The organism is Streptomyces sp. NPDC059906 (assembly GCF_042730645.1).
In the GTDB taxonomy this organism is placed as follows: domain Bacteria; phylum Actinomycetota; class Actinomycetes; order Streptomycetales; family Streptomycetaceae; genus Streptomyces; species Streptomyces rubrogriseus.
The window spans coordinates 285,146-300,787 of the sequence record NZ_JBHWKU010000004.1; the positions used below are offsets into that span (position 1 = coordinate 285,146).

19 protein-coding genes are annotated in these 15,642 nt (G+C 71.3%); 15 read left to right on the forward strand and 4 right to left on the reverse strand.

The features are described from left to right. Positions 1-23: 23 nt before the first annotated feature. Positions 24-812, reverse strand: coding sequence for an aminoglycoside N(3)-acetyltransferase (locus ACFV9J_RS08985; protein WP_385351950.1), 789 nt, complete (start codon positions 810-812; stop codon positions 24-26). Between the two features lie 171 nt (positions 813-983). Between ACFV9J_RS08985 and ACFV9J_RS08990 the strand changes: the two genes are divergently transcribed. The 11 genes from ACFV9J_RS08990 to dapD all read left to right on the forward strand — a co-directional run bounded on the left by ACFV9J_RS08990 (position 984) and on the right by dapD (position 9,576). Next, positions 984-1,742 (forward strand): metalloregulator ArsR/SmtB family transcription factor, encoded by a 759-nt coding sequence (locus ACFV9J_RS08990; protein WP_361007729.1) that lies wholly within the window; start codon positions 984-986, stop codon positions 1,740-1,742. Further along, a complete protein-coding gene (sufB, locus tag ACFV9J_RS08995) occupies positions 1,739-3,160 on the forward strand; it encodes a Fe-S cluster assembly protein SufB (protein ID WP_003976894.1) in 1,422 nt (473 codons plus the stop codon). Before ACFV9J_RS08990 ends, sufB begins: the two co-directional genes overlap by 4 nt. Before the next feature lie 60 nt (positions 3,161-3,220). Beyond that, entirely contained in the window at positions 3,221-4,405 is a 1,185-nt protein-coding gene (gene sufD, locus ACFV9J_RS09000; protein WP_385351955.1) for a Fe-S cluster assembly protein SufD, read from the forward strand. Then, on the forward strand, positions 4,402-4,719 hold the full coding sequence (locus tag ACFV9J_RS09005) for a non-heme iron oxygenase ferredoxin subunit (protein ID WP_279565804.1): 318 nt from the start codon (positions 4,402-4,404) through the stop codon (positions 4,717-4,719). Before sufD ends, ACFV9J_RS09005 begins: the two co-directional genes overlap by 4 nt. 7 nt (positions 4,720-4,726) lie before the next feature. Further along, on the forward strand, positions 4,727-5,491 hold the full coding sequence (sufC, locus tag ACFV9J_RS09010; protein WP_385351958.1) for a Fe-S cluster assembly ATPase SufC: 765 nt from the start codon (positions 4,727-4,729) through the stop codon (positions 5,489-5,491). Then, positions 5,488-6,744 (forward strand): cysteine desulfurase, encoded by a 1,257-nt coding sequence (locus ACFV9J_RS09015; RefSeq protein ID WP_109031968.1) that lies wholly within the window; start codon positions 5,488-5,490, stop codon positions 6,742-6,744. Before sufC ends, ACFV9J_RS09015 begins: the two co-directional genes overlap by 4 nt. Positions 6,745-6,761: 17 nt before the next feature. Further along, a complete protein-coding gene (sufU, locus tag ACFV9J_RS09020; protein WP_030868583.1) occupies positions 6,762-7,232 on the forward strand; it encodes a Fe-S cluster assembly sulfur transfer protein SufU in 471 nt (156 codons plus the stop codon). After that, on the forward strand, positions 7,229-7,561 hold the full coding sequence (locus ACFV9J_RS09025) for a metal-sulfur cluster assembly factor (protein WP_059301801.1): 333 nt from the start codon (positions 7,229-7,231) through the stop codon (positions 7,559-7,561). Before sufU ends, ACFV9J_RS09025 begins: the two co-directional genes overlap by 4 nt. A gap of 102 nt (positions 7,562-7,663) precedes the next feature. After that, entirely contained in the window at positions 7,664-7,984 is a 321-nt protein-coding gene (locus ACFV9J_RS09030) for a multidrug efflux SMR transporter (protein WP_003976901.1), read from the forward strand. After that, the gene (locus ACFV9J_RS09035; protein ID WP_385351965.1) at positions 7,984-8,577 is read left to right on the forward strand and encodes a TetR/AcrR family transcriptional regulator; all 594 of its coding nucleotides are present in this window, start codon (positions 7,984-7,986) and stop codon (positions 8,575-8,577) included. The genes ACFV9J_RS09030 and ACFV9J_RS09035 overlap by 1 nt, the downstream gene beginning before the upstream one ends. Positions 8,578-8,586: 9 nt before the next feature. After that, positions 8,587-9,576, forward strand: coding sequence for a 2,3,4,5-tetrahydropyridine-2,6-dicarboxylate N-succinyltransferase (dapD, locus tag ACFV9J_RS09040; protein WP_385351967.1), 990 nt, complete (start codon positions 8,587-8,589; stop codon positions 9,574-9,576). A gap of 56 nt (positions 9,577-9,632) precedes the next feature. Here dapD and ACFV9J_RS09045 read toward each other — a convergent pair whose 3' ends face one another. Beyond that, entirely contained in the window at positions 9,633-10,361 is a 729-nt protein-coding gene (locus ACFV9J_RS09045) for a DNA alkylation repair protein (protein WP_385351970.1), read from the reverse strand. Positions 10,362-10,604: 243 nt separating this feature from the next. Between ACFV9J_RS09045 and ACFV9J_RS09050 the strand changes: the two genes are divergently transcribed. Continuing rightward, positions 10,605-10,871: a hypothetical protein gene (locus tag ACFV9J_RS09050; RefSeq protein WP_385351972.1), complete on the forward strand. Its 267-nt coding sequence runs from the start codon at positions 10,605-10,607 to the stop codon at positions 10,869-10,871. On the opposite strand, the gene dapA is transcribed toward ACFV9J_RS09050, so the two are convergent. After that, positions 10,856-11,773, reverse strand: coding sequence for a 4-hydroxy-tetrahydrodipicolinate synthase (gene dapA, locus ACFV9J_RS09055; RefSeq protein WP_385351975.1), 918 nt, complete (start codon positions 11,771-11,773; stop codon positions 10,856-10,858). The genes ACFV9J_RS09050 and dapA overlap by 16 nt on opposite strands. Positions 11,774-11,955: 182 nt before the next feature. Between dapA and ACFV9J_RS09060 the strand changes: the two genes are divergently transcribed. The 3 genes from ACFV9J_RS09060 to ACFV9J_RS09070 all read left to right on the forward strand — a co-directional run bounded on the left by ACFV9J_RS09060 (position 11,956) and on the right by ACFV9J_RS09070 (position 13,699). Continuing rightward, positions 11,956-12,375, forward strand: a complete 420-nt coding sequence (locus tag ACFV9J_RS09060) for a phage holin family protein (RefSeq protein WP_385351978.1) — start codon at positions 11,956-11,958, stop codon at positions 12,373-12,375. Continuing rightward, entirely contained in the window at positions 12,372-12,836 is a 465-nt protein-coding gene (locus ACFV9J_RS09065) for a DUF3618 domain-containing protein (protein ID WP_385351980.1), read from the forward strand. Before ACFV9J_RS09060 ends, ACFV9J_RS09065 begins: the two co-directional genes overlap by 4 nt. Positions 12,837-12,991: 155 nt before the next feature. Then, complete coding sequence (locus tag ACFV9J_RS09070) at positions 12,992-13,699, forward strand: antibiotic biosynthesis monooxygenase (protein WP_385351982.1); 708 nt, start codon at positions 12,992-12,994, stop codon at positions 13,697-13,699. Between the two features lie 30 nt (positions 13,700-13,729). On the opposite strand, the gene ACFV9J_RS09075 is transcribed toward ACFV9J_RS09070, so the two are convergent. Next, positions 13,730-15,571, reverse strand: a complete 1,842-nt coding sequence (locus tag ACFV9J_RS09075) for an endonuclease/exonuclease/phosphatase family protein (RefSeq protein WP_385351984.1) — start codon at positions 15,569-15,571, stop codon at positions 13,730-13,732. Positions 15,572-15,642 lie beyond the last annotated feature (71 nt).

Consider the following 15,642-nt stretch of genomic DNA (forward strand, 5'->3'; position numbering starts at 1 on the left):
CCTCCTCGCCGCCGGTACGGGGCTCACTCGCGAGGGCGGTGCACGGGCAGCCACCGCTCGGCGTACCCGACCGCGTCCGGCAGGGAGAACAGGCGTCCGTCGGCCGCGCCGACCCTGCCGCGCGCGACCGGGCGGTCCCGTTCGAAGTCGTGGCCCAGTTCGTCGAAGCGCTCCGACGTGATCGACACCTCCGTCACCCGCTCCCAGCCCACCGGCCCCGGGCGCCCCACCTCCACCAGCGGGGCGGGGGTCCGGTACTCGGCGAGGTGGAAGGCGGTGCACGCGTCGTAGCCCGCGCCGAGCAGCAGGACCCGGGCGTCCAGCCGTTCCAGCGTGGCCAGCGGACTGCGCTCGCCCAGCCGGCAGTCGGTCGCGTGGCCGGCGACCACCTCGGCGGCACGGGCGCCCAGGGCCGCGAAGGAGGTCTGCGGATGGGCGCTGCGCCGGGCGCCGGGCCAGGTGCGGACCGTCTCCGGGACCACGCCGACGCCGCGCGAGGGCGTGATCAGCGGGTCGTACGGAGGCGTCGCCGCGCGGACGGCCTCCCACCACGCCTCGGGCACCGGCGGGCTGGTCCACAGGGCCGGGTCCGAGAGGTCGCCCGTCTGCGTCGGGACCACCAGGGTGCCGCCCGGGCCGAGCACGTCGAGCAGCGCCTGGACCACCGCGACGGGGCCTCCGCAGACCCAGCCGAGCGAGCTGAGGGAGGAGTGCGCGAGGAGGGTGTCGCCGGTGCGCACACCCAGTTCGCGCAGCCCGGCGGCGAGCGTGCCGCGGGTGACGAGTGGGCCGGTCGGAGGGGGCGTGGGCATGCGGGGGAGTGTTCCGGAAGCCGGTCGCGGACGCCAGCGGATTGCCCGGCGGCTGATCGATCAAAGATCGTTTCCGCAGGTCACCTTAGGTATGCCTAAGTGACGCAGGGCACCGTCCGATGATCCGGACGCGGCTTGCCCGCCCCGGAGGAATTACGCAACAATGGCGTTGTGAAAAACGTCGGTGAGGCTCCGCAGGAGGAACTCGCGACCGGTGAGCGGTCCACCCGCAACCGGGTCGCGCGCTCCATCCTGGACCACGGGCCGTCCACTGTCGCCGAGCTCGCCGGACGCCTGGGCCTGACCCAGGCCGCCGTCCGGCGCCACCTCGACGCCCTGGTCGCCGACGACGTGGTCGAACCCCGTGAGCAGCGGGTCTACGGCGCGCGCACGCGCGGGCGGCCCGCCAAGGTCTTCGCGCTCACCGACTGCGGCCGCGACGCCTTCGACCAGTCGTACGACAAGCTGGCCGCCGACGCCCTGCGCTGGATCGCCGAGCAGGAGGGCGGGGAGCAGGCGATCGCCGCCTTCGCCCGCGCCCGGATCGCCGCCCAGTCGGGCGCGTACCGCGCGGCCGTCGAGTCCGTCCCCGCCGAGAAGCGCGCCGAAGCCCTGGCCAAGGCCCTGAGCGAGGACGGGTACGCTGCTACCGCGCGGAGCGCACCCCACCCCCAGCAGGGCGAGCAACTGTGCCAGCACCACTGCCCGGTCGCCCACGTCGCGGAGCAGTTCCCGCAGCTGTGCGAGGCGGAGACGGAATTTTTCGCCGAGCTGCTCGGTACGCATGTACAGCGGCTCGCGACCATCGCGCACGGCGACGGGGTCTGCACCACGTTCATTCCGAAGACTTCGCACGCGCCACCCCCGGCGCGCGCGCCCGAGAACACCGCTAACGCATCTGCAAGCACGGCCGGGAGGAACCCCGCATGACTCTCCCCACGGAGACTGCTCACCCCGAGCTCGAGGGCCTGGGCAAGTACGAATACGGCTGGGCCGACTCCGACACGGCCGGCGCCTCTGCCAAGCGCGGCATCAACGAGGACGTCGTCCGCGACATCTCCGCGAAGAAGAACGAGCCGGAGTGGATGACCAAGCTCCGTCTCAAGGGCCTGCGCCTCTTCGAGAAGAAGCCCATGCCGAACTGGGGCTCGGACCTGTCGGGGATCGACTTCGACAACATCAAGTACTTCGTGCGCTCCACGGAGAAGCAGGCGGAGTCCTGGGAGGACCTGCCCGAGGACATCAAGAACACGTACGACAAGCTCGGCATCCCCGAGGCGGAGAAGCAGCGCCTCGTCGCCGGTGTCGCGGCCCAGTACGAGTCGGAGGTCGTCTACCACCAGATCCGCGAGGACCTGGAGGAGCAGGGCGTCATCTTCCTGGACACCGACACGGCCCTCAAGGAGCACCCGGAGCTCTTCAAGGAGTACTTCGGCACCGTCATCCCCGTCGGTGACAACAAGTTCGCCTCGCTGAACAGCGCCGTGTGGTCCGGCGGCTCCTTCATCTACGTGCCGAAGGGCGTGCACGTGGAGATCCCGCTCCAGGCCTACTTCCGCATCAACACGGAGAACATGGGCCAGTTCGAGCGGACCCTGATCATCGTCGACGAGGGTGCCTACGTGCACTACGTCGAGGGCTGCACCGCGCCGATCTACAAGTCGGACTCGCTGCACTCCGCGGTCGTCGAGATCATCGTCAAGAAGAACGCCCGCTGCCGCTACACGACCATCCAGAACTGGTCGAACAACGTCTACAACCTGGTCACCAAGCGCGCCGTGGCGTACGAGGGCGCGACCATGGAGTGGATCGACGGCAACATCGGCTCCAAGGTGACGATGAAGTACCCGGCCGTCTACCTGATGGGCGAGCACGCCAAGGGCGAGACCCTCTCCATCGCCTTCGCGGGCGAGGGCCAGCACCAGGACGCCGGCTCCAAGATGGTCCACATGGCGCCGAACACCTCCTCCAACATCGTCTCGAAGTCCGTGGCGCGCGGCGGCGGCCGCACCTCCTACCGCGGTCTCGTCGAGATCGGCGAGGGCGCCCACGGCTCCAAGTCGAACGTGCTGTGCGACGCGCTGCTCGTCGACACCATCTCCCGCTCCGACACGTACCCCTATGTGGACGTCCGCGAGGACGACGTGTCCATGGGCCACGAGGCGACCGTCTCCAAGGTCTCCGAGGACCAGCTCTTCTACCTGATGAGCCGCGGTCTGAGCGAGTTCGAGGCGATGGCGATGATCGTGCGCGGCTTCGTCGAGCCGATCGCCAAGGAGCTGCCCATGGAGTACGCCCTCGAACTCAACCGGCTGATCGAGCTGCAGATGGAGGGCGCGGTCGGCTGACCCCCGCCCCCACCGCAGTCACCAGATCCAGGAACGCAGGAAGAGAGCAGACCGACAGCCATGGCTGAGGCTCAGAACATCCCCGTGGGGTCCACCACCGCGGGCCAGATCGCGGTGGCCGCCGAGTCGACCGTCGCCACGCGCATGAGCGCGCCCGCGTCCTTCGACGTGGCGGACTTCCCGGTCCCCCACGGCCGCGAGGAGGAATGGCGGTTCACGCCGCTGGAGCGGCTGCGCGGGCTGCACGACGGCACCGCCGTCGCCACCGGCGACGGCGTGAAGGTCGACATCGAGGCGCCCGAGGGCGTCGTCGTCGAGACCGTCGGCCGCGACGACGCGCGCATCGGCAGGGCCGGGACCCCCGTGGACCGGGTCGCCGCCCAGGCCTACTCGGCGTTCGAGAAGGCCGGCGTGATCACCGTCCCCAAGGAGACGGTCCTCACCGAGCCGATCCGCATCGCCGTGCACGGCGAGGGCGGCACCGCCTACGCCCACCAGATCGTCGAGCTGGGCGCCTTCGCCGAGGCCGTGGTCGTCATCGACCACACCGGTGACGCGGTCCTCGCCGCCAACGTCGACTACGTCCTGGGCGACGGCGCCAGGCTGACCGTCGTCTCCGTCCAGGACTGGGACGACAAGGCCGTCCACGTCGGCCAGCACAACGCCCTGGTCGGCCGCGACGCGGCCTTCAAGTCCTTCGTCGTCACCTTCGGCGGCGACCTGGTCCGGCTGCACCCGCGCGTGGCCTACGCCGGACCCGGCGGCGAGGCCGAGCTGTTCGGCCTGTACTTCACCGACGCCGGCCAGCACCAGGAGCACCGCCTCCTGGTCGACCACAACGTCCCGCACTGCAAGTCGAACGTCGTCTACAAGGGCGCGCTCCAGGGCGACGACGCGCACGCGGTGTGGATCGGCGACGTGCTCATCGAGGCCGCGGCCGAGGGCACCGACACCTACGAGATGAACCGCAACCTCGTCCTCACCGACGGCGCGCGGGTCGACTCCGTGCCCAACCTGGAGATCGAGACCGGCGAGATCGTCGGCGCCGGTCACGCCTCCGCCACCGGCCGCTTCGACGACGAGCAGCTCTTCTACCTGATGGCGCGCGGCATCCCCGAGCTGGACGCCCGCCGCCTGGTGGTCCACGGCTTCTTCGCCGAGCTGGTCCAGCAGATCGGCGTCGCGGACATCGAGGAGCGCCTGCTCAGCAAGATCGCACAGGAGCTGGAGGCGTCGGTCGCATGACCTTCGTACGCGTCTGTGGAGCGGGCGAGCTGGAGGAGGACACCCCCAAGCGGGTGGAACTCGACGGCACGCCGATCTCCGTCGTGCGGACCGAGGGCGAGCTGTTCGCCATCCACGACATCTGCTCGCACGCGAACGTCTCGCTGGCCGAGGGCGAGGTCGACGACTGCCACATCGAGTGCTGGCTGCACGGCTCGCGCTTCGACCTCCGCTCCGGCAAGCCCGACAGTCTGCCGGCGACGCGCCCCGTCCCCGTATACCCCGTAAAGATCGAAGGGGACGACGTGCTCGTCTCCCTCACCCAGGAGTCCTGAGGCACCCATGGCAACGCTTGAAATCCGAGACCTGCACGTCACCGTCGAGGCCGACAACGCCACGAAGGAGATCCTCAAGGGCGTCGACCTCACCGTGAAGCAGGGCGAGACGCACGCCATCATGGGCCCCAACGGCTCCGGCAAGTCGACCCTCGCCTACTCCCTCGCGGGTCACCCCAAGTACACGATCACCGGCGGCACCGTCACCCTCGATGGCGAGGACGTCCTGGAGATGTCCGTCGACGAGCGCGCCCGCGCCGGCCTGTTCCTCGCCATGCAGTACCCGGTCGAGGTCCCCGGCGTCTCGGTCTCCAACTTCCTGCGCACCTCCGCCACCGCGGTGCGCGGCGAGGCCCCCAAGCTGCGGCACTGGGTCAAGGAGGTCAAGGAGGCCATGGAGCGCCTCAACATGGACCCCGCCTTCGCCGAGCGCAACGTCAACGAGGGCTTCTCCGGCGGTGAGAAGAAGCGCCACGAGATCCTCCAGCTGGAGCTGCTCAAGCCGAAGATGGCGATCCTCGACGAGACCGACTCCGGACTGGACGTCGACGCCCTGCGCGTCGTCTCCGAGGGCGTCAACCGGGTCCGCGAGACCGGCGAGGTCGGCACCCTGCTGATCACGCACTACACGCGCATCCTGCGCTACATCAAGCCCGACCACGTCCACGTCTTCGCCAACGGCCGCATCGCCGAGTCCGGCGGCGCCGAGCTGGCCGACAAGCTGGAGGCCGAGGGCTACGAGGCATACACGAAGGGCGGCGCATCCGAGTGACACAGCTGCCGGGCCTCCTCGACACAGAGGCGATCCGCAAGGACTTCCCCATTCTGGACCGCCAGGTCCACGACGGGCACAAGCTCGTGTACCTGGACAACGCGGCGACCAGCCAGAAGCCGCGGCAGGTGCTGGACGCGCTCAGTGAGTACTACGAGCGCTACAACGCCAACGTCCACCGCGGCGTGCATGTCCTCGCCGAGGAGGCCACGGCGCTGTACGAGGGCGCGCGTGACAAGGTCGCGGAGTTCGTCAACGCGCCCTCGCGCGACGAGGTGATCTTCACCAAGAACGCCTCGGAGTCGCTCAACCTGGTCGCGAACATGCTGGGCTGGGCCGACGACCCCTACCGCGTGGACCACGAGACCGAGATCGTCATCACGGAGATGGAGCACCACTCCAACATCGTGCCGTGGCAGCTGCTGGCGCAGCGCACCGGCGCGAAGCTCCGCTGGTTCGGTCTCACCGACGACGGCCGCCTGGACCTGTCCAACATCGACGAGGTCATCACCGAGAAGACGAAGATCGTCTCCTTCGTGCTGGTCTCCAACATCCTGGGCACCCAGAACCCGGTCGAGGCGATCGTGCGCCGCGCCCAGGAGGTCGGCGCGCTGGTCTGCATCGACGCCTCCCAGGCCGCGCCGCACATGCCGCTGGACGTGCAGGCCCTCCAGGCCGACTTCGTGGCCTTCACCGGCCACAAGATGTGCGGCCCGACCGGCATCGGCGTGCTGTGGGGGCGCCAGGAGCTCCTGGAGGACCTCCCGCCGTTCCTCGGCGGCGGCGAGATGATCGAGACCGTCTCGATGCACTCCTCCACCTACGCCCCGGCCCCGCACAAGTTCGAGGCGGGCACGCCCCCGGTCGCCCAGGCGGTCGGTCTCGGCGCGGCGATCGACTACCTCAACTCGATCGGCATGGACAAGATCCTCGCCCACGAGCACGCGCTGACCGAGTACGCGGTCAAGCGTCTGCTGGAGGTCCCGGACCTGCGCATCATCGGCCCCACCACGGCCGAGGAGCGGGGCGCGGCGATCTCCTTCACGCTGGGGGACATCCACCCCCACGACGTGGGCCAGGTCCTCGACGAGCAGGGCATCGCGGTCCGGGTCGGCCACCACTGCGCCCGCCCCGTCTGCCTGCGCTACGGAATTCCTGCGACCACGCGAGCGTCGTTCTATCTGTACTCCACGCCGGCCGAGATCGACGCACTGGTCGACGGCCTGGAGCACGTACGGAACTTCTTCGGCTGACGGGACGAGCGAAGAGCATGAAGCTGGACTCCATGTACCAGGAAGTCATCCTGGACCACTACAAGAACCCGCACGGGCGGGGCTTGCGGGATGGCGACGCCGAGGTCCACCACGTCAACCCGACATGCGGCGACGAGATCACGCTCCGCGTGAAGTACGACGGTACGACGATCAGCGACGTCAGCTACGAGGGCCAGGGCTGCTCCATCAGCCAGGCGAGCGCCTCCGTGCTGAACGACCTGCTGGTCGGCAAGGACCTCGCCCAGGCGCAGCGGATCCAGGAGACCTTCCTGGAGCTGATGCAGTCCAAGGGCAGGATCGAGCCCGACGACGCGATGGAGGAGGTCCTGGAGGACGCGGTCGCGTTCGCCGGGGTCTCGAAGTACCCGGCCCGGGTCAAGTGCGCCCTGCTGAGCTGGATGGCCTGGAAGGACGCGACGGCCCAGGCGCTGGACGGCGCCGACGCCGAGAAGGAGACGACGGCATGAGCGAGACCCTGGAGATGAAGCCGGCCTCGGAGGAGGAGCTCCGCGAGGCCCTGATGGACGTCGTGGACCCCGAGCTGGGCATCGACGTCGTCAACCTCGGCCTGATCTACGGCATCCACGTCGACGACGCGAACATCGCCACCATCGACATGACCCTGACGTCGGCGGCCTGTCCGCTGACCGACGTGATCGAGGACCAGGCCAAGTCCGCCACGGACGGCCTCGTCAGCGAGCTGCGCATCAACTGGGTCTGGATGCCGCCGTGGGGCCCCGACAAGATCACGGACGACGGCCGCGAGCAGCTGCGCGCGCTGGGGTTCAACGTCTGAGCCACACCGGCAGCACCGCTTCGGAGAACGGCGGCACCTTCGGGTGCCGCCGTTTCTCGTGTTCGCACCCGCCCGCGTCCGTCGTTATGTACGCTCGTACACATGGGATATCTGCTCCTGGCCGGAGCCATCGCCGCCGAGGTCGCCGGCACCACCGCCATGAAGTACAGCGAGGGCTTCAGCAGGCTCGTGCCGTCCCTGCTGACCGCACTGGCGTACGTCCTCTCCTTCGCGCTGCTCGCCCAGACCCTGAAGATCCTCGCCGTCGGCACGGCGTACGCCATCTGGGCCGGGGTCGGCACGGCGGCCATCGCCACCATCGGCGTGGCCTTCATGGGCGAGGGGATGACCCTCACCAAGGCCGCCGGCATCGCGCTGATCATCATCGGCGTGGTCGTCCTCAACCTGGGCGGGGCGCACTGATGCCCCGCCGCCACGATCCGGAGCGCCGCCAGCGCATCATCGACGCCGCGATCAGGGTCGTCGGACGGGCGGGCATCGCCGGGCTCAGCCACCGCACGGTCGCCGCCGAGGCGGACGTGCCGCTCGGCTCCACGACGTACCACTTCGCGACCCTCGACGACCTCATGGTCGCCGCCCTGCGCCAGGCCAACGAGGGCTTCGCCGGGGTCGTCGCGGCGCACCCCGCCCTGTCCGACCCCGAGGCCGACCTGCCCGGCGAACTCGCCCGTGTCCTGGGCGAATGGCTGGGCGGCGACCGCACCGGCGTGGAGCTGGAGTACGAGCTGTACCTCGCCGCCCTGCGCCGCCCCGCGCTGCGCCCGGTCGCCGCCGAGTGGGCCGAGGGCGTGGGCGCCCTGCTCGCCGCCCGCACGGACCCCACGACGGCCCGTGCCCTGGTCGCCGTACTGGACGGCATCTGCCTCCAGGTCCTGCTCACGGACACGCCGTACGACGAGGAGTACGCGCGCGAGGTGCTCACCCGGCTGCTCCCCGTGCCCGGCACCCGAGACGCCCCCGGTCCCGGCTCGCTTCCACCGGCGACCGCCGGTTAGGTTGCCCTCATGACCGACACGACTGCTCCCCGCACCACCGGCGCCGTGGCCGCGGGCCTCGCCACGATCGCCGCCGACGGCACCGTCCTCGACACCTGGTTCCCGGCCCCCGAACTGTCCGACGAGCCCGGTCCCTCCGGCACCGAGCGCCTCACCGCCGAACAGGCCGCCGAACTCCTGGGCGGCGGCGCCACCGCCGCGGTCGGTCCGGACGCCCGCCGCGGCGTCGAGGTGGTCGCGGTCCGCACGGTCATCGCCTCGCTGGACGAGAAGCCGGTCGACACCCACGACGTCTACCTGCGCCTGCACCTGCTCTCCCACCGCCTGGTCAAGCCGCACGGCCAGAGCCTGGACGGCATCTTCGCCCACCTCGCCAACGTCGCCTGGACCTCGCTGGGCCCGGTCGCCGTCGACGACATCGAGAAGGTACGCCTCAACGCCCGGGCCGAGGGCCTGCACCTCCAGGTCACCTCGATCGACAAGTTCCCCCGCATGACGGACTACGTCGCCCCCAAGGGCGTCCGCATCGCCGACGCCGACCGGGTCCGCCTCGGCGCGCACCTGGCCGAGGGCACCACGGTCATGCACGAGGGCTTCGTCAACTTCAACGCCGGCACGCTGGGCACCTCGATGGTCGAGGGCCGCATCTCCGCGGGCGTCGTCGTCGGCGACGGCTCCGACATCGGCGGCGGCGCCTCCACCATGGGCACCCTCTCCGGCGGCGGCAACGTCCGCATCGTCATCGGCGAGCGCTGCCTGGTCGGCGCCGAGGCGGGCGTCGGCATCGCCCTGGGCGACGAGTGCGTGGTCGAGGCCGGTCTCTACGTCACTGCGGGCACCCGCGTCACGATGCCCGACGGCCAGGTCGTCAAGGCCCGCGAACTCTCCGGCGCCTCCCACATCCTCTTCCGCCGCAACTCGGTCACCGGCACGGTCGAGGCCCGCCCGAACAACGCGGTGTGGGGCGGCCTGAACGAGGTCCTGCACAGCCACAACTGAGCCGTCGCACGGCCGTGCTCGCCGAGTGCCCTCTCCGCCCGTCGCGGGGAGGGCGCTCAGGTGTTCGCGGGGGTGGTCTTCTCCTGTCGGCGGCGGACGATCTCCGTGATCCAGACGGGGGCGTACGGGGAGGTGCAGCCCGGGGGAGTCGGATAGTCCTTCAGGACGCCGAGGCGTTCGCCGACGGCGAGGGCGCGGGGGCGGTGTTCGGGGTGGTCGATGCCGATCCGGGCCAGGCAGTGGTTCATCGCCCACTGGAGGCGGTCCGGGGCGTCGCTCATCTCCGACTCGACGGTGTCGAGCAGGCCCGGGAGGTCGAGACCGGCCGGTTTCCTCGTCACGCGCTCCGTGGTCAGCGCCCAGCCGGCGCTCGCGACCACCGGGTCCGGGTCGGCGGTCCAGGCCACGCGCAGTTCCTCGGCGTGCGGGTTCTTCTTCACCACGTAGGCGACGAGCCAGTCGTGCACCTTCGGAGTGCGGGCCTCGCGGAGCATGGTGTCCAGCTCGTCGCGGTCCAGGGCCTTGGGACGGCAGATCAGGAGGCTCAGCAGCCGTGCGGCGGTGTCGTCCGTCGCCCAGAGCCGGCGTGCCAGTTCCGGCTGCGTCCTCAGGCGCTTCGCGATCGCGCGCAGCCTGGTGAGGTTCACACCGTGGTCGTCGCCGTGCTTCTCGTTCACCGCCCGGATCCGCGGATCCTCGAGCCCGGCCAGCTCGGCCATCACCTCGGCCGTCACCTCGGCCACCGTAGGCCCGGCCGGCGTCCTGCCCGGCGTCTTCTCCGGCACCTCGGCCCCTCCTGTCGCCCCCTGTCGGCCATCTGCGGGGGCCCAGCCTACGGCGCTCACCTCTTCACAGTTCGTAGTGGTCGCCCACCAGCGACGGCCCCGGGCCACGTAGCGTCTTCTGCTCATCGCCGCACCGTGACCGCACGTACGGATGACTGCCCGTGACTTGTCGGTGGTCCTGGCGGATGAAGGGGTGGACGCAGAGTCCGATCAGACGCCGATCCGACGAGACGAGGACCTGGGATGACGCCTGAGAACACGCCCGAGACGCCGAACGAGCGGGTGCGGGCCGCGGCCCGCCGCCTGCTGGCCGGGGCGGGCGCCGCGGTGCTGGTGTGCTGGCTCCCGGTGGGGGCCGCCGGGACCGCGCACGCCGACGAGACGACGACCGGTTCGCACAACGGCCCCCGGGTGGGGCTCCTCAACGTCCACGTCGGGCAGATCGACGACCCGGCGGAGGACGTACTGGAGCACACCCTGCTGTTCGGCGACGGCTACGCCTGGGACTGACCGGCGTCGGCGGCCAGTTCCCCGTAGGCCGCCAGCAGGCCGGCGGTGGTCTCCCGGTCCGCGTCCCGCAGCGGTGCGCGGACCGGGCCCGCCGGCAGGCCCAGCGCGCCGAGGAGCGCCTTGGCGGTGACCGTGCCGGGCAGGCCGGCCGCCATCATGGACTCGACGAGCGGGACCGCCCGCCGCTGGAGCAGGGCGGCCCGGCCGGTGTCGCCCGCGTCGAAGGCGTCGAGGACGGCCCGGAACAGCTCCGGCACGACGTTGGCGACGGTGCTGACGTACCCCGCCGCTCCGATCGCGTAGAGGGGGAGGACCTGTTCGTCGCAGCCCGCGTAGTACGCCAGACCGGTGCGGGACAGCACCTTCTGGGTGCCGAGGAGGTCGTACGAGCAGTCCTTGACGGCCACGATCCGCGGGTGACCGGCGAGCCGGACGACGGTGGCGGGCTCGATGCGGGTGCCGGTGCGGCCCGGGATGTCGTACAGCATCACGGGCAGGCCGCCGGCGTCGGCGACCTCGCGGAAGTGCGCCTCCAGGGCGTCCTGCGGCGGCCTGCTGTAGTACGGCGCGACCACCAGCAGTCCGTCCGCTCCGGCCTTCTCGGCGGCCAGGGCCAGTTCCACGGTGTGCCGGGTGTCCGCGGTGCCGACCCCGGCGACGAGGGCCGCGCGGTCCCCGACCGCCTCCCTGACCGCCGTCACCAGTGCCGCCTTCTCGGCGTCCGTGGTGGTCGGCGACTCGCCCGTGGTGCCGGACAGCACCAGGCCGTCGCAGCCCCGCGAGACCAGCCGGTCGGCGAGCCGCTGGGCACCGTCGAGGTCGAGAGCGCCGGAGCCGGTGAAGGGCGTGACCATGGCGCACAGGCTGCGGCCGAAGGGGGCGGAGTCGTCGTCTGTAGTCATGGGAGTAGTGTCGGCGGCCGGACAGTGTAGCTCCACTTAATTCTGCTACGAGGTATATGTAACGAATGCTTCAGGGTGAAGGGAGTGGCCCGAGAGCGGGGACGGTGCGGGTACCGGCAGGGGTAGCGCCGTTCGGCCCGGGGTACCCGGGGTGCTCCGAACCGAGAGGAGGCGGGAACACCGTGACCGGAACCATGCACACCAGGCCGGTGCACGACGAGCAGCACTCCGTGGGCGAACTCGTCGGGCAGGCCACCGAACAGCTCTCCCGGCTCGTGCGCCAGGAAGTGGCCCTCGCCAAGATGGAACTGGCAGAGAAGGGCAAGCGCGCCGGGCGCGGCGGCGGCATGCTCGGTGCCGCGGGCGCCATCGCCTACGTGGGCCTGTTCGCCCTGGCCGGCACGGCCACCGCCGCGCTCTCGCTGGTACTGCCCGTCTGGGCCGCGGCGCTCATCGTGACGGCGGCGCTCTTCGTGATCGCCGGCGTACTGGCCATGACCGGTCGCTCCCAGCTCCGCCGGGCCGTGCCGCCCAAGCCCGAGGAGACCCTCGGCAGCGTCAGGGCCGACGTGGACCAGATCAGGGAAAGGGCACATCGATGACCGACGCGACGAGCCGGGACGGTTCGAGGAGCGGCTCCACCGAGCAGCCGGTCGGCGGGGCCAAGGGCCCCGACGAGCTGCGGAGGCAGATCGAACAGACCCGCGGCCAGCTCGGCGACACCGTGGAGGAACTCGCGGGCAAGGCCGACGTGAAGGGCCGCGCCAAGGCCCGGGCCGCCGACCTGAAGGACAAGGCGGGCGCGATGAGCGTCCAGTTGCGCAGTTCCGCCGCGCACGCCGGGCACACCGTCCACGACAAGGCGGGCCGGGCCGGGCGCACCGCGCACGACGGGGCGGGCCGGGCCAAGGGTCCCGCGGAGCGGCACGCGCGGCCCGGCCGGGCACGAGGTGCGGTGCGGGCGGGGCTCGGGCACCCGCGGGCCATCCTGGCCGCCGGGGCGGCGGCGGGCGTGGTGGTCGCGGCGAGCCTCGTGCGGCGCCGGCAGCACGGGCACTGCTGAGCGCACGCACGGGACGGCGCACGGGCGAGGGGCTCCGGACGGGGCCCCTCGCCCCATGCGCCGTTCCACCGGTGCCGGAAGGGATTTGACCTCAACCTTAGTTGAGGTCGGAGGGTGGTACGTGCACCGACGGAAACCGATCACTGGAGGCCGGCATGACCCGCCGCACCGACACCCACCCCGACCTGGCCCGCCCCGACGTCCTGGCGCCCTTCTTCAGTACGTGGCGGGTCGGCGCCCCCGAGCGGCAGCGGCAGACCGTCGAAGCCATCGCCCGTACTTGGGAGAGCCGGCCCTGGCCCGCCGACGCCCTGCGCGGGTACCACGTCTACACCGGGCACGACGGCAGCACGCTGCTGCACTACTCCCAGTGGGCGAGCGAGCAGGCGTACGAAGCCTTCGCCAAGACCCTCCGGCAGGAGCGCGTCGACGAGATCGACACCGCCGTGCCGGGCATCGAACGGCTGGATCTCGGCAGGTACCGCCGCTACCGCAGCACGCGGCGCGAGGACCCGGCGGCCGCCGTCGTCCCCGGCTGCATCGTGATCGTCGACATCGAGTTCGAGGGGCCCGACCCCGACCGTCAGCGCGCCTGGGTCGACGCCGTCTTCGAGGCCCTGGAGAGCGAGCCGGACCCGCGCCCCGGGGGCCTCTCCGCCCACTTCCACCTCAGCACCGACGGCACGCGCGTCCTCAACTACGCCGAGTGGGAGAGCGCCCAGGCCCATCGCGACGCCCTCGCCGCACCCGGCGACGGTGTCGGCTCGACGTCATCCCAGTGGGAGCGGGTGCAGACCTGGCAGGGCCTGAAGAGCAGCACGGTCAGCCGCTACGACCACGCGCTGGGCCTCGTGCCCCGCTGACGCCCCGAACCCGCCCCCACCGGGGTCCTGTTACGGACGGAACCGCAGCACCTGCGGGTCGTGGTCGCTGATCTGGTCGTGGAACTCGGCGTTGACGTGCACGCTGTCGTAGGACAGGTGTCCGGCGCGGCGCACCGACGGGCTGACCAGGATCTGGTCCAGGACCTGGCTGTTGCCCTGGTAGACGTACGAGTAGCGCTCGCTCCTCGGCAGCGACTTCACCGCCGACCACAGGGCCCCGTCACCCTCCAGGATGCGGGCGGTCCGCGAGAACTCGAAGTCGTTGATGTCGCCGAGAGCGACGACGTCCGCGTTCTTCTGGGCGGCCAGGATCTCCTTGACGAAGGTGTTCACCACCTTCGCCTGGGCGTGGCGCTGGGTCTCCGAGCCGCGCGACGGCGGCTGGTACTGCGCCGTCAGACCCTGGTCGCCGCCCTTGGAGTTGAAGTGGTTGGCGATCACGAAGACCGTCCGGCCGCGGAAGACGAACTCGCCGGCCAGCGGCTTGCGGCTGTCCTCCCAGGCCGGGTCGGCCGGGTCGACCCGGCCGGGAGAGAGGGTCAGCGCCGCCCTGCCGCGCACCTTCCGCACTCCGGTGGCGGTGGTGGCGTCGCCGCCCGCCCGGTCGGTGAAGGAGACCCGCTCCGGGTTGAACAGGAACGCCTGGCGGATGTTGCCGCCGGGCTGGCCGCCGTCCGCCTTGTCGACCGGGTCGATGCCCCGCCACTCGTAGCGCGGGCCGCCGGCCGCGACGACGGCGTCGATCAGCTTGCCGACCGTCGCGTCGGCGGCCACCGTGCCGTCGTCCGTGGCGCCGTTGTTGTCCTGGATCTCCTCCAGCGACACGATGTCGGGGGACTTCAGGCGGTGCACGATCGTTTCGGCGTGCGCGGTGAAGGTGTCGTCCGACGGGTCGAGGTTCTCGACGTTGTACGTCGCCACCGCCAGCTCGCGCGCGCTCTGCCGGCGCGTCGACTCGCGCTCCGTGCCGCCGCTCTCCAGGGCGCCGATCTCGCTGGCGACCAGGGTGTAGCCGCCGTACTGGTTGTAGTCCAGCGGACCGGCGGTGGTACCGGCGAGCGTGTCGCCCACGTCGGCGGCGGGGAAGTCGGCCGGCTTGCCCAGCGACTGGATCTGCAGCCGGCCGGTGTTCCGGTCGTCGTAGGAGCCGTAGACCGTGCCGCCGCGGCGGTTCGGGTTCTCCCAGGGCTTCACCGTGACCCACAGCTCGGTGTACGGGTCCGAGGCGCCGACCACCCGGGCGTCGGCGACCCGGACGTTCATGCCCTCCAGGGACTCGTAGTAGTCCAGGGCGTACGTCCTCGGCCGCAGGGGCAGGGCGTTGACCGAGCCGTTCGCCGCCCCGTCGCCCTCGGGGGCGTACGCGCGGGGCACGGAGCGGGCGGAGACGGTCGTCGCGGCCGGGACCGCGTTGCCGCCCGAGACGACGGCGACCGTCGGACGGGTGATCTCGGTCAGCGACTGGTTCCCCGAGGACGTACCGCCGGGGACGTACTCCGAGACCGTGCCGGAGACGGTGACCGCGTCTCCGGCGGCGACCTGGGGGGCCTTGCTCGTGAAGACGAAGACGCCCTCGCTGGTGGCCGGGTCCGCGTCCGGCAGCGGGTCCTGCATCCAGAAGCCCTTGGAGGAGCCGTAGCCGCGGACCCCGGTGACGATTCCGGCCACGTCCGTGACCTGCTCGCCGGCGTACGGCGACAGCCTGGTGCTGCCCTGGACGTCGTGGATCCGCACCGGGCCGGCCGCTGTGGAGGCGGCGTGCGCGGGCGTGGTGAGGACGACGGTGGACGCCGCCGAGCAGACGGCGGCGACGGTGAGCGCGGCGAGGCGCGCGGAGGACTTGCTGGCCAACGGATCCCTCCGGGGATGTGACGTGGCGCGGGACTCTACGCGCGTCAATCTCCTGCTTGCTCCGGCCAGTT